Source organism: Paenibacillus sp. J31R109, assembly GCF_059692055.1.
On record NZ_JCAUAR010000002.1, the window covers coordinates 501,373 to 514,030 of the forward strand.

The window sequence follows — 12,658 nt, forward strand, 5'->3', positions numbered from 1 at the left end:
TAATTATGTAACGTTCAATCCTATGTATAAATACAAATTATTGAATGCCATCTTTAAGTGCTTTACCAGGTTTGAAAGCTGGGATTTTGCTTGCTGGGATATCAATTTCTCCACCAGTCTGTGGATTGCGTCCTTTACGAGCAGAACGTTCACGAACTTCGAAGTTACCAAATCCAACCAATTGCACTTTATCTCCACCTTGCAATGCTTCAGAAATTGCATCAAAAACAGCATCTACTGCTTTCGTTGCGTCTTTCTTGGAAAGCTCAGATGTTTCCGCAACTTTGTTGATCAATTCAGATTTATTCATGCCATTCACCTCCCCCCAAAATTTCTCACTTCCGTTACTTCCTGTTTTCACCGTTTTCTCAGAAATTATACATAAACCGCTGAAAAATCGTTGATTTTCTAAGCAAAATGAACTTTGAAAGCAGACGAATAAATTCATAGTAATACACTCAGGGAGCAATTTCAAGTATCTATTTCCATTTTATGTGGGGCTTTCCGCTAAGAAACGACAAAAAACACTCTTTCGAGTGTTTTTTCGTCCATATTTACCTACAAAATAATGGCAATCAAGCCACCAGAGCCTTCGTTAATGATACGGCCCAGTGTTTCTTGAAGTTTGTATCTCGCGTTATCCGGCATTTGGGCAAGCTTACCTTGAATACCTTCTCGCACAATCGAGTGCAGTGATCTTCCAAAGATATCAGACTCCCAAATCTTCAGCGGATTATCCTCGAAGTCCTGCATCAGATAGCGCACAAGCTCTTCGCTTTGTTTTTCCGTTCCGATAATCGGTGAGAATTCGGATTCAACATCCACACGAATCATATGGATGGAAGGCGCGGTAGCTCTCAAGCGAACACCGAATCTGGAGCCTTGGCGGATCAACTCAGGCTCATCCAGCGCCATCTCCGCTAACGTAGGAGGCGCTATCCCGTAGCCGGTTGTTTTGACCATCTCTAGGGCTTCAGCGAACTGATCATATTCCCTCTTCGCATGTGTGAAATCCTGCATGAGCTGAAGGAGATGATCCTTCCCGCGAATTTCGACACCCACGACCTCAACGAGAATCCGGTCATAGAGTTCATCCGGTGCAAAGAGATCAATCTCAGCTACACCCTGACCCATATTCAGGCCAGCCAATGCCGCCTTGTCGATAAACTCATATTCAGCAAATTGACTGACAACTCTGTCAACATCACGTAAGCGTCTGATATCCTGTACCGTATCGCGAACGGATGCTTCGAACTGTGTGCGCAGCCAATGATTCTCATCCAGCACCATCACCCAGCTAGGCAAGTTCACATTCACTTCATGAACTGGGAACTCATACAACACCTCACGCAGCACAGAGACCATTTCTTCTTCTCCAGCGCTGGCTACACTCATTGTCACAACAGGAACATCATAGCGGCTTTGCAGCTCGCTGCGCAGCTCAAGTGCTGGCTCACTGTTCGGCTTCTGAGAGTTAATGATCACAATGAACGGTTTCCCGACCTCTTTGAGTTCATTAATAACTCTTTCTTCTGCTAGAACATAGGAAGACCGCGGAATATCCGAAATCGTGCCATCCGTTGTAACTACAACTCCTAATGTGGAGTGCTCTTGAATGACTTTCCGAGTTCCGATTTCTGCCGCTTCTTGGAAAGGAATCGGCTCATCGAACCATGGCGTATTGATCATCCGAGGTCCGTTCTCGTCTTCATAGCCTTTGGCGCCATCGACTGCATACCCAACACAATCAACAAGGCGAACATTGACGTTCAGCCCCTCGGCCACAGAAATTTGAACCGCCGTATTCGGTACGAATTTCGGCTCCGTTGTCATAATCGTGCGGCCAGCAGCGCTCTGCGGGAGTTCATCGGTAGCCCGGATCCTATCCGCTTCGCTTTGAATGTTCGGCAGCACTACAGATTCCACAAAACGCTTAATAAAGGTTGATTTCCCTGTCCGGACTGCTCCGACAACCCCCAGGTAAATGTCCCCTCCCGTTCGTTCTGCAATGTCCTTAAAGATATCCACTTTCTCCAAGAGAATCCCTCCTACAGTTTGGTCGTCAACTGACGCTAATGACGGTAACAATTGACTACTCGTACATTCATTTGGACTAGTAAAAATATATGTACTTTCGATAGAAATATGATAGATGCGTTTCAACTTTTTTTCGCTCATATTTTATGAAGCACATACGGCTTTCGAAAGAATATATGATCTGTCGGTTGCGCTTATTCTATAAAGACAAAAAAACCTCCACCAGTTTTGGAGGAGGTTAGTTGTATAATTACTTTTGCGGCATAGGTTGATTATCCTGCCAGGCATAGGCAACGCTTCGAATCGGTACAAAATAAGATTTTTCTACGAGAATCTGCCTTAAATCCTGATCTGGCTTCAACGAATTGGTTAATGCATTATTCTGAATAAATGTGTTAATATCCATCGCATAATCAATGGAAACTTCACCCGTTTGCTTATTTAATATATACGTTATCGCATTTTTCCGATTATAGACCGACTTAATCTCGGGTTGCTTCATCCCTAGCAACTTGAAATCAACATAAGCATATGCGTCATTCTGCGATACCGTTTGCGGCATGTTGCCGCCATGCTTCACAATGTAGTCATTCACTTTCTTCTGAACATCTTCCACACTTTGATAGGCGGATAGGTCCATCAGCTTTACAACGGGCTTCGTTTCGGCGTCCACGAGTACATAGATGAATACCCCCCCGCTTTCAAAAGCATTTGCTGGCACCGTACTCAGTAGATTCATTTTTTTCAGCTTCGGAAAATCAATCACATATTTCTCATAGAGTGGCGTAGACATCTCGCTATTTTTAATGGGAAGCACGCCTGACTTCGTGTGAAAGGTATCGACAGCCTGCTGAACAACAGTAATAAATTCAGCGGGATTAATCTGATTTTCTTTTCGGAGCTCTTGCGGGTAGGCACAGCCTGTAAGCAAAATAACCAAGATAAGCGCCAGAAGCAAGCTTCTACCTTGGGTCCATCTTCGATTTATTGTCACAACTCAACCATCCTATCCCATCTAAAATAAGTCATTGTCTTCGGCTTGTCTCGCAAGTTGTGCACGAATGGCTGCCTTTAACGGATCCTCTGGAATGTGAACCTCAACAGCACCTGTTACACGCGCCTGACAGGCAAGTCGCACTCCCTCATGGACCAAGGAACCTAGCTTCAAGCGTTCGTTCGTATTCATTGGAGCAAGACCACTTTGATCGTTCACCTTCACTTTGCACATTAAACAGGCAGCCTTTGCTCCGCATCGCGTACGGATATGGACCTTCGCCCGATTGCCAGCATCCAATAAAGATGTCCCAGTTCTCACTTTGATTTTTTTATTATCTGGCCAAAAATGAACCTCATAGATACTCATCATCGTCACCTTCTTAGCGGACCGTCTATCTGACTATCGGTTCCAATCTAGCATTTCGTTCATCTTTTCCTGAAATTCATGACCCCATTGATTCCGGTTTAATAATTCACGCAAAGCCTTCATATGTTGCTCAGGATATGCTTTCATGCTCCTAAGAATCGGTTCATAGCGATCTGGCCTATTGCGCAGTACATTGAAGAGAAACTCATGCGCGAGCGGCATACGTGGAACCTCTTGTCCGTCGACATAGGCAGGGGAATAGAAGTTTTCCCTTAAGTAGCTGACTTCGACCTGATACATCGAATCTAAGGCTTTTACTTTAAAATCACCAACAACTTCAACGAGATGCCCCTCGATGTTATAGTGACTAAGGATAGACGCATATATGGAGGTTTCACTCAATTCCGGACGATCCGTCGCGTAAGGTTCAAGCAACATATGCACCGTATGAACATCCTTCAGATCGATATAGATATCCAAATCTCTAGGTGTTCTCCCGATATCGACGTTGTGCAGGAGTAAACCACAGCTACCACCAATCAACCATTGCACATTGTGAGCTTGCTGTAACCGAGTATGAATAGTCGAAATCGACGGGAGTAGTGGCTCCAGCAGTTTCATCATGCCCACACCTTTCAGGCAGTAATTTTTAAAAATAAGGTTTATGTGTCACTGAAATCGTACCTTCTTGCTTCACTACGCATTGACAGGCTAGTCTGTAGCCTTGTTCAAGCTCTTCTGGCTCTAGACGATCTTCCTCTGCCTCTGATGCTTCAGAAAGCAATTCACGGCCCTCTGCTACATAACAGCGGCATCTTGCGCAAGTTCCTCGCGTGCAGGAGAAGCCCCATTCCACATCTGCCTTCAAGGCATGATCCAGAATGGTTAAGCCTGTTTCCGGCGTTAATTTAATTTGCGTTTTGCGTGTTTTCAACTCTAACATGATGATCTCCCCTCTAGTTGTTTAAAACAAAGAAGACAGCATAAATAGCAATATTGGGATAAACATCAAAAAGGCAATCAGCGATAAAACACCACGCCACCATCCGTTTGTTCTTGTTCGTGCATATGAAATTAGAAAGGATGCAACAACCATCAATCCCATGGCTACAAATGAGGCCCACATTTTGTCTAAAGATGACATATTCTAAACTCCTTATGTAAAAATCATAAAATGAAACACATGTAAGTATAGCACAAAACAAGAAAAAAGCATAAAGGGGACGAGGTCCCCTTTATGCTTCTTACCACATAATAAAGCATAAGTTTTTCGGTACCCGAAAACCTGCTTTATTATTGGCGATAAAACCTTCCTCTAAACGCGGTCGCTCATCTTCGAAATGCCTCGATAGAGGTTTTCTCATTTCTTACCCATCATCATGCTCATTAATTGCTGCATATTGTTGGTGTCTAGTTTACTGCTTTTCACAGCTTGAATGATATCATTAATCGTTTCTTCCGATACCTTGACATTCACTAATCCAGAAACCTGTTTAATGAGCGCTCTTAATTGAACTTCACTCTGCAAAGTAGAAGGTTTCACTCCACTTGCAATTTTTTCGATATCTTTTGATGTTACGGATTTTCCAGTCTTCTTCTTGACTATTCCTAATACGTCCTTAGACATATCTTTATTCGCCAACTGTGCCGCCTCCCTATACCCTAAACTGTGTAGAACTACTGATAGGGTATAGTATGAACGCGGAGAAGATCTGGTGTAGGCTATCTATAACCTTTTGTTTTAGCGGGTCATCGGCAATTCTTCCATCTCGTGCGTACGCACACGGCCCATTAGATCGCGCGCTGCCAACTGTGGAGATTTCCCCTCGAATAACACATTATGTAATTCATTTGTAATTGGCATTGTGACCTCATAACGGGTTGCAAGATCATAGGCTGCTTTCGTCGTCTTGACGCCTTCCACAACCATGCCCATCTCTTGGAGTACCTCATCTAGAGGAATACCTTTAGCCAATTTATTGCCAGCCCGCCAATTACGACTGTGTCTACTTGTACATGTAGCGATCAAATCACCAATGCCAGCTAATCCTGCAAAAGTAAGCGGGTTCGCCCCCATCGCTGTGCCTAGCCGCGTAATTTCTGCGAGCCCCCTCGTCACAAGCGCCGCTTTCGCATTATCGCCAAAATCCAAACCATCCGTCAGCCCGGCACCAAGACCGATAATATTCTTCAGAGCACCGCCTACTTCAACACCGGTTACATCCGGATTCGTATAGACTCGGAAGTATTGCGTAATAAGCAAGTCCTGAGCAGCCTCAGCAGCTTGTAAATCCTCCGCAGCGACTACAACGGTTGTCGGCATTTTGCAAATGACCTCTTCCGCATGACTAGGTCCCGAAAGAACGACAAAACGTTTTGGATCCATTTCTGGCAACTCGTCGGCAAGCACTTCAGTCATACGCTTCAGCGTTCCCGTTTCAAAGCCCTTCGTGGCGTGAATGATGAGAGTCTCTTTCTTCAGAAAAGGACGCATTCTAGATGCCACCTCACGCATGCCTGAAGAAGGCACAACCATGATGATCGCATCCGCATCCTGCACAGCATCTTGCAACGAATTCGTTGCTATAATCGATGGAGAAAGCGTGATCTCCTTGAGAAAACGACTGTTCGTATGCTTTTCATTGATTTCCACTACTTGTTCTTCATTACGAGACCATAGCCGTACTTCTTTCCCATTATCCGCCAATACCGAGGCGAGTGCCGTCCCCCAACTTCCAGCGACAAGGACCGATACTTTTTGTGTCACGGTTACCCCTCCTACGTGTAGTTGTATTGCGTTAGGCTCTTTTCTGGCCCAGCTTGTTTTCTTTGCCCTGAATAAGCTTTACAATGTTCGTCCGATGACGTAAAAATGCAAAGGCGCACAGCAATATGCTAATCCACAAAACAGGCAACGGCCGGTCCATCCCCCAAATAAGAAAAGGTAAGAGTGCTGTAAGAATGAGGGAACCGAGCGATACAAAGCGTGTGATAGCAATGATAAGGATTGCTGTAAGGCCAGCGATCAAGGTAGGAACGAAACAAAGTGTTGCCATGACCCCAATGGTGGTTGCAATACCTTTACCGCCACGGAAGCCAAAATATACTGGCCAATTATGCCCTACGATCGCTGCTAAACCACACAGAACGCGAATCCAGATGTCATCAGGTCCTGGGGCCGCCCATACACCCAACAGGACAGCAGCGACGCCTTTCAACGCATCCAGCAGCAGGACGAGGATTGCAGGGCCTTTCCCCAGTACGCGAAGCGTATTCGTGGCACCTGCGTTGCCACTGCCATGTTTGCGAATATCAATGCCCTTAAACCATTTTCCGAATAAATAACTAAAGCTTATGGATCCCAGTAAATAGCCCACTACAATTGTTATTATCGAAAGCAATGTACAACATCTCCTATTCTTTGTCCGAAGTTTTTCTTCGGCTCAAGATGCGAATGGGCGTTCCTTCAAAGCCGAAAGCTGCACGGATTTTGTTATCCAAATAACGCTCGTACGAGAAATGCATAAGCTCGGGCTCATTCACGAAAAGAACGAAGACTGGCGGCTTCACAGCCACTTGGGTCACATAGTTAATCCGCAGACGCTTCCCTTTGTCCGTTGGAGGCGGATTATAGGCAACTGCATCGGAAACAACATCATTAAGTAGATGAGTTTGTACACGCAATGCATGATTTTCAGCCACTTGAACGATAACTGGCAGCAACTTATGAAGACGCTGTGTCGTTTTGGCTGATACAAATACAATCGGCGCGTAGCTCAAGAACAAGAAATGATCACGGATTGTTGTCGTGAAATGTTGCATCGTCTTATCATCTTTCTCTACGATGTCCCATTTATTTACGACAATGACAATCGCTTTTCCTGCTTCATGCGCGTAACCAGCAATATGCTTATCTTGATCAATAATACCTTCTTGACCATCGATAACAACTAATACCACATCAGCACGCTCGATGGCTTTCATTGCACGCATAACACTGTACTTCTCTGTGTTCTCGTACACCTTGCCACGCTTACGCATACCCGCGGTATCGATGATGACGAACTTCTGTCCCTCACGTTCAAACGGGGTATCAATGGCGTCACGCGTTGTACCAGCTACGTCGCTCACGATAACTCGTTCCTCACCAAGAATCGCATTCGTCATGGACGATTTCCCGACATTCGGACGACCGATCAAGGCAAATTTAACAACTTCTTCACCGTACTCATCATCTGTTTTATCCGGGAATAAGTTACATACGACCTCAAGAAGATCGCCTATCCCAATACCGTGCGAACCGGAAATCCCAACAGGATCACCGAAACCAAGGGAATAAAACTCATAAATATCATCTTGACGCGCCAAATTATCGACTTTGTTCACGGCCAGAACGACTGGTTTCTTGGAACGGAACAATAGCTGCGCTACTTCTTCATCTGACGGAGTTACGCCTGCTTTCGCATCAACCATGAACACGATAACATCCGCTTCTTCAATCGCAAGCTCAGCTTGCACACGCACAGATTTTAAGATGACGTCTTCACCGTCAATTTCAATACCGCCTGTATCAATCACACTGAACGACGTATTCAGCCACTCGCCAACACCATATAAACGATCCCGTGTAACACCTGGTTTATCTTCTACGATCGCCATACGATCGCCTACGATTCGGTTAAAAATGGTGGACTTCCCGACATTAGGTCGGCCTACAATTGCAAGTACGGGTCTAGCCAATTTATATCACTCCTTCGAATTCCATGAATTCCATGGAAAAATACGCAACTTACATCATAACAAAAAAGACGCGCCTTGGCTAATCTGTTTTGAGACTTGCTCCAAGGAGATCCCATCATTTGCGGTTTTTAGCCATGTTTCACCAAAATCATCGTGCCATTTTTCAAATCATGGGCATTCGCATCTAACATTTTTTCCAAAGAAAATGCCATTCTCTGAAGCTCATCCTCCCCGTCAACAACAAAGATCGGAGCACCGCCAGCAATGCGTTCTTTCGTTAATGTTACAATTGCGAGGATCTGTGACATCAGGGATTACCCCTCCCTCCTTTTATTCACACCAGCTTCAGAAGGCATGCGTACAGCACTTTCAAGGACAGGCACGCGATGTAGGGCAGTTACCGTTTTCTCTTTATCATTCTCCTGTAAAAGAAGTAACAAACCGATCGTTCCTGAATCCAGGTCCAGCTTCGCCATGGGTCGCAAGGAAGGCTCTCCCTCATCACGATACACACCAAATAAGGTCGACATATCGTACATGATCGCTTGGCGCTGTCCCAAATGTGAAATCGTTACGCGTGCGTTGCGATTTTTGGGTTTAATGAAAAAACCTTGCCCATATTTCATTATTTTCTCACGATTGTCAACAAGCCCCACATTCATCATATAGATGGATCCGACGTAAACATCTGGCCCTTCCATTCGAATATCCACCTGTTCAATGTCAGTGATATCTCCTAAGTTACTGCCTGATTTAAAAAAGTTAGCCAGCCCTATCGAAAGCACGCCAGCAACTGCTCCCCAATACCAAGCAAATAAGATGCTAAATAACGAGGCCAAGAATGCCGTCATGATGACTAAATAATTTCGACCTTCGAAGACCATGGCGATACCTTCAATGTAAGCAGAACCTCTGGGTACTAATTCTAATTCATCTATTTTCGTTAAGCTCTGTCTTTCCATATTTCGTACATCTCGAAATTGCTGAGCAGCGAGCGATAGAAATGTGACCGCTGTATAATTCTTCTCCAGAAGTGCCGGAATGGCCACAGCCCCAAGTCCTGCAGCGATAACGCCAAGGGAGACATGAATGATTTTGCCATGTGGATAAGTGGGATATTGCCTATAATCCGTACGCAGCATATTGATCCGTGAGATAATACCGAAAATAACACCAATGACGATCCCAATCGTATAACGATGTGTATGAAGCCATGCTATATTCGTGAAATTCATCTCATCTGTCCCCCCTGCGGCCCAACCAATCTCTCCATACCGTTCGACATCCACCATACGCAGCTTGAATCAGGATTGTTACCGTCCTCGCAGTGAAGATTGTTAGCCACCATTGATCTTGAAAAGTTGCCATACCTAATTGATGGAAGCCATTGACCTCATGAATACCTGCTTGGTACATATCCCCGATTAGATAACCGATCGAAATCGCTGCAATTTGTTCCCAAGCTTGTCGTTGAACAACCACAGCAACAATGGCAATTAAAAGAGCGGTTTGCCACTCTGAGTTTCTTATGATGAGAATGGGGTCCATCTCAAGAAGCTGTTGAAAAAGAAAGTGAAGTGAGCCGATCAACAGACCAATGGAAAGCAGATGAAGCTTATGTAAAAAACCTCGCGTGACATAAAGAATGGTGAATGAAATCACTAGCACGACGACATAGACAAGCTGAATATGTACATGTTGGATCGTTACGGTTACTCTCGTCCCAATCAACCAAGAGACAAAAAAAAGAAGCATGCCCTTATGCGATATACTTCGAATGTAAAGCTCCTTCCAACCGCTGGCAAGTAAGATCAGCGTGATGCAAAGGAGAATAAGCGATAGATAACCGTCATTCATAATCAAACCACCTTACCCTGCTATACCTTCGAAGAGTATTCCCCCTCGATTGGCTCGCGGATCTTCAGGCTCCCCCTCGATGAAAATAAGGGAGAACTGCCTGATCCTTAGTATGGCAATATCGAGATTATTTACTCTGATTTCTTCGCTCTGCGTATGAAGTTAAGTCAATGCCTCTCGCGCGACACCACTCTGCGGTATCTCCAACGATAACTACTGGACACCGTGTTAAGTCTTGAATGGAATTAGCACCTAATGCTGTCATGATTAAAATAAGTCCTTGGTGAAGCTCCTCCGCATAAGCATGAAGAGCATCTACGCCATCTTCACGTAATACTTTCAGAAATGCCCCTGCCATACCTACTGCTGAAGCACCTAATGTAAGTGCTTTAGCGGCTTCCAACGCATTCGTTATACCGCCTGAAGCAATAACAGATCCCCAAGGATAAACAGATAGGACCTCTAATAAAGTCATACTAGTCGGTGTTCCCCAATCGTTCAACCACGCGAGTTCCGATGGTCGTCTTGCATTTTCAATAGCTGCAAAATTAGTTCCACCCGATCCGCCTACATCAATAACCTTTACGCCAATATCTCGCAACTGCTTCGCATTATCGCATGAAATGCCAAAGCCGACTTCCTTGACAATAACAGGAACAGCAGCATGTCGAACGATGTTCTCAATCCGACCAAGCATACCTACAAAGCTGCGATCACCTTCCGGCATAATCAGCTCCTGCATCACATTCAAATGAATTTGAAGCGCATTCGCTTCAATCATATCAATTGCACGTAATGCTTGTTCTGTTGTTGCTTCACTGCCCAAATTAGCGAATATCATGCCGTTTGGGTTCTCGCGCCGTACGACTTGATAGCTGGATGCAACCTCACTATTTTTAATAGCTGACATCTGAGACCCAACAGCCATTGGCAAACCTTTCTCCCTGGCGAGTATGGCCAGTTCGCGATTAATGCTCTCTGTTTCGTGAGCGCCGCCGGTCATTGCATTAATTAAAATCGGCGAACTCATAATGAGATCGCCGATTGTTGTGGTTAAAGCAATATGATCCGTCGAAGTCTCAGGAAGACAGTTATGCACAAGCTTGATATCCGCCAGCCCTTGCTGACGTGTTTGACCAAGCTCCAGCGCGTAATGGACATGCTCCATTTTGCGTGAGATGCGCATTTCTTTACCTCCTAGAAGTTGGATCTATTTATTTTTTGAATTTTGCTAGTTTATCACCAAAACGCTCACCAAGTGTCATGGACAAACCTTGATTGCTTAGAGATACATTTTCGTTACCAGCAATTTCTTTTTGATGACTTGCACTGTTACCGCGGTCACGGTCACCACGTGGTTGTCTTTCTCTTTCTGGTTTGCCAGCAGATGATGGAGCAGCTGCACCAGCAGGTGCTTCAGGAGCATCTTCTGTATCTTTGATACTCAAGCTAACGCGTTTCTCAGCAAGGTTGATTTCCAAGATTTTCACTTGAACTTCTTGTCCTTCTTTCAACACTTCATGAGGCGTACCAATGTGACGGTGTGCGATTTGGGAAATGTGCACAAGACCTTCAACACCAGGAGCTACTTCAACGAATGCGCCGAATGCTGCAAGACGTTTAACTGTACCCGTTACGATATCACCAGCTTTGAAATCACGCTCAACATTGGACCAAGGACCATCTTGCGTTGCTTTGATGCTCAAGCTGATTTTGTCATTAGACGCATCAAGTTTAAGGATTTGTACCTTAACTTTGTCGCCTTCTTTAACAACATCAGATGCTTGTTCTACGTGCTGCCAAGCAAGTTCGGAAATATGAACAAGGCCATCAATTCCACCGATATCAACAAATGCACCGAATTGTGTCAAACGTTGAACTGTACCATCAAGTACTTGACCAACTTGAAGACCTTCGATGATTTTCTTTTTGTTCGTTTCGAACTCTTCATCCAAAATATCTTTTTGAGATAGGATGACTTTGTTTTTCTCACGATCGATTTCTTTCACACGAAGACGCAACGTGCGCCCTTTGTAAGAGGAGAAATCTTCAACGAATTGACGCTCAACCATGGAAGCAGGTACGAAACCACGTACGCCGATATCCACAACTAGTCCGCCTTTAACTACTTCAGCAACTGCAGCTTCAATGATTTCTTTGCTTTCTAGTTGTCCTTGAAGAGTTTCCCAAGCTTTCTCGTTGTCAACAACGCGTTTGGACAATACCAATGTTTCTTTCGCATCGTTGATGGAAACGATTTTCAATTCAACTTCTTGACCCAACTCAACTGCTTGCGCTGCGTCGTTCAAGCTTACGGATGAAAGCTCACGAACTGGGATGACACCATCGTATTTGTAACCGATATCGACGAAAGCTTGATCAGCGTCTACTTTAACGATTTTGCCTTTAACTGTAGCGCCTTTCTTCAGCACAGCAACATTGTTAAGTGCATGCTCTGCTTCTGCTTGTGAAACGGCCGTTTCTTGAGCTTCCTGTGATTGATCTTCAACTTTTACTTCATCTGACATGAGATTAGCCTCCTCTATTTACAACCAACAAAAATAATTTATAAGTCACAAAGCAGCAGACAAGCTCCTACTCTGTTTCAAACACAATAATAAGTTCAAATCACTTTAAGGTTAGTATAATTCCAAGCTTTCG

The 12,658-nt window shown here is 44.6% G+C and carries 16 protein-coding genes; all 16 read right to left on the minus strand.

The features are described from left to right. Positions 1-37: 37 nt before the first annotated feature. Positions 38-310 carry an HU family DNA-binding protein gene (locus tag AC58QT_RS07905; protein ID WP_056614405.1) on the minus strand — a complete coding sequence of 91 codons (273 nt, stop codon included), beginning with the start codon at positions 308-310 and terminating at the stop codon, positions 38-40. A 248-nt stretch (positions 311-558) separates the two neighbouring features. Next, positions 559-2,037 carry a stage IV sporulation protein A gene (gene spoIVA, locus AC58QT_RS07910; protein ID WP_056614411.1) on the minus strand — a complete coding sequence of 493 codons (1,479 nt, stop codon included), beginning with the start codon at positions 2,035-2,037 and terminating at the stop codon, positions 559-561. A 250-nt stretch (positions 2,038-2,287) separates the two neighbouring features. Continuing rightward, on the minus strand, positions 2,288-3,031 hold the full coding sequence (locus tag AC58QT_RS07915) for a YphF family lipoprotein (RefSeq protein ID WP_497408465.1): 744 nt from the start codon (positions 3,029-3,031) through the stop codon (positions 2,288-2,290). Between the two features lie 21 nt (positions 3,032-3,052). Then, positions 3,053-3,403 (minus strand): 2Fe-2S iron-sulfur cluster-binding protein, encoded by a 351-nt coding sequence (locus tag AC58QT_RS07920; RefSeq protein WP_497408466.1) that lies wholly within the window; start codon positions 3,401-3,403, stop codon positions 3,053-3,055. Between the two features lie 30 nt (positions 3,404-3,433). After that, positions 3,434-4,024, minus strand: coding sequence for a nucleotidyltransferase domain-containing protein (locus AC58QT_RS07925; protein ID WP_497408467.1), 591 nt, complete (start codon positions 4,022-4,024; stop codon positions 3,434-3,436). A gap of 25 nt (positions 4,025-4,049) precedes the next feature. Beyond that, entirely contained in the window at positions 4,050-4,343 is a 294-nt protein-coding gene (locus tag AC58QT_RS07930; RefSeq protein WP_497408468.1) for a 2Fe-2S iron-sulfur cluster-binding protein, read from the minus strand. Between the two features lie 21 nt (positions 4,344-4,364). Next, positions 4,365-4,544 (minus strand): DUF2768 family protein, encoded by a 180-nt coding sequence (locus tag AC58QT_RS07935; RefSeq protein ID WP_497282142.1) that lies wholly within the window; start codon positions 4,542-4,544, stop codon positions 4,365-4,367. Between the two features lie 216 nt (positions 4,545-4,760). Beyond that, on the minus strand, positions 4,761-5,042 hold the full coding sequence (locus AC58QT_RS07940) for a stage VI sporulation protein F (protein WP_397340154.1): 282 nt from the start codon (positions 5,040-5,042) through the stop codon (positions 4,761-4,763). A gap of 99 nt (positions 5,043-5,141) precedes the next feature. Continuing rightward, the gene (locus AC58QT_RS07945; RefSeq protein WP_497408469.1) at positions 5,142-6,167 is read right to left on the minus strand and encodes an NAD(P)H-dependent glycerol-3-phosphate dehydrogenase; all 1,026 of its coding nucleotides are present in this window, start codon (positions 6,165-6,167) and stop codon (positions 5,142-5,144) included. 31 nt (positions 6,168-6,198) lie between these two features. Then, on the minus strand, positions 6,199-6,801 hold the full coding sequence (gene plsY / locus AC58QT_RS07950) for a glycerol-3-phosphate 1-O-acyltransferase PlsY (RefSeq protein ID WP_497408470.1): 603 nt from the start codon (positions 6,799-6,801) through the stop codon (positions 6,199-6,201). A gap of 13 nt (positions 6,802-6,814) precedes the next feature. Then, a complete protein-coding gene (der, locus tag AC58QT_RS07955) occupies positions 6,815-8,140 on the minus strand; it encodes a ribosome biogenesis GTPase Der (protein ID WP_497408471.1) in 1,326 nt (441 codons plus the stop codon). A 128-nt stretch (positions 8,141-8,268) separates the two neighbouring features. Continuing rightward, positions 8,269-8,448, minus strand: a complete 180-nt coding sequence (locus AC58QT_RS07960; protein WP_310223443.1) for a capping complex subunit for YIEGIA — start codon at positions 8,446-8,448, stop codon at positions 8,269-8,271. A 6-nt stretch (positions 8,449-8,454) separates the two neighbouring features. Then, a complete protein-coding gene (locus AC58QT_RS07965) occupies positions 8,455-9,375 on the minus strand; it encodes a YIEGIA family protein (protein ID WP_497408472.1) in 921 nt (306 codons plus the stop codon). A gap of 1 nt (position 9,376) precedes the next feature. After that, positions 9,377-9,997 (minus strand): YphA family membrane protein, encoded by a 621-nt coding sequence (locus tag AC58QT_RS07970; protein ID WP_497408473.1) that lies wholly within the window; start codon positions 9,995-9,997, stop codon positions 9,377-9,379. Positions 9,998-10,124: 127 nt separating this feature from the next. Continuing rightward, positions 10,125-11,183, minus strand: a complete 1,059-nt coding sequence (gene fni / locus AC58QT_RS07975) for a type 2 isopentenyl-diphosphate Delta-isomerase (RefSeq protein ID WP_497408474.1) — start codon at positions 11,181-11,183, stop codon at positions 10,125-10,127. Between the two features lie 28 nt (positions 11,184-11,211). Continuing rightward, positions 11,212-12,525, minus strand: coding sequence for a 30S ribosomal protein S1 (gene rpsA / locus AC58QT_RS07980; RefSeq protein WP_310223435.1), 1,314 nt, complete (start codon positions 12,523-12,525; stop codon positions 11,212-11,214). Positions 12,526-12,658 lie beyond the last annotated feature (133 nt).

Excerpts from the sequence above, each read along its gene's own strand:
- AC58QT_RS07905 (WP_056614405.1), bottom strand. The coding sequence starts at position 310 with ATGAATAAATCTGAATTGATCAACAAAGTTGCGGAAACATCTGAGCTT.
- AC58QT_RS07970 (WP_497408473.1), bottom strand. The coding sequence starts at position 9,997 with ATGAATGACGGTTATCTATCGCTTATTCTCCTTTGCATCACGCTGATC.
- AC58QT_RS07925 (WP_497408467.1), bottom strand. The coding sequence starts at position 4,024 with ATGATGAAACTGCTGGAGCCACTACTCCCGTCGATTTCGACTATTCAT.
- rpsA (WP_310223435.1), bottom strand. The coding sequence starts at position 12,525 with ATGTCAGATGAAGTAAAAGTTGAAGATCAATCACAGGAAGCTCAAGAA.
- AC58QT_RS07920 (WP_497408466.1), bottom strand. The coding sequence starts at position 3,403 with ATGATGAGTATCTATGAGGTTCATTTTTGGCCAGATAATAAAAAAATC.
- AC58QT_RS07935 (WP_497282142.1), bottom strand. The coding sequence starts at position 4,544 with ATGTCATCTTTAGACAAAATGTGGGCCTCATTTGTAGCCATGGGATTG.
- AC58QT_RS07965 (WP_497408472.1), bottom strand. The coding sequence starts at position 9,375 with ATGAATTTCACGAATATAGCATGGCTTCATACACATCGTTATACGATT.
- AC58QT_RS07930 (WP_497408468.1), bottom strand. The coding sequence starts at position 4,343 with ATGTTAGAGTTGAAAACACGCAAAACGCAAATTAAATTAACGCCGGAA.
- fni (WP_497408474.1), bottom strand. The coding sequence starts at position 11,183 with ATGCGCATCTCACGCAAAATGGAGCATGTCCATTACGCGCTGGAGCTT.
- AC58QT_RS07960 (WP_310223443.1), bottom strand. The coding sequence starts at position 8,448 with ATGTCACAGATCCTCGCAATTGTAACATTAACGAAAGAACGCATTGCT.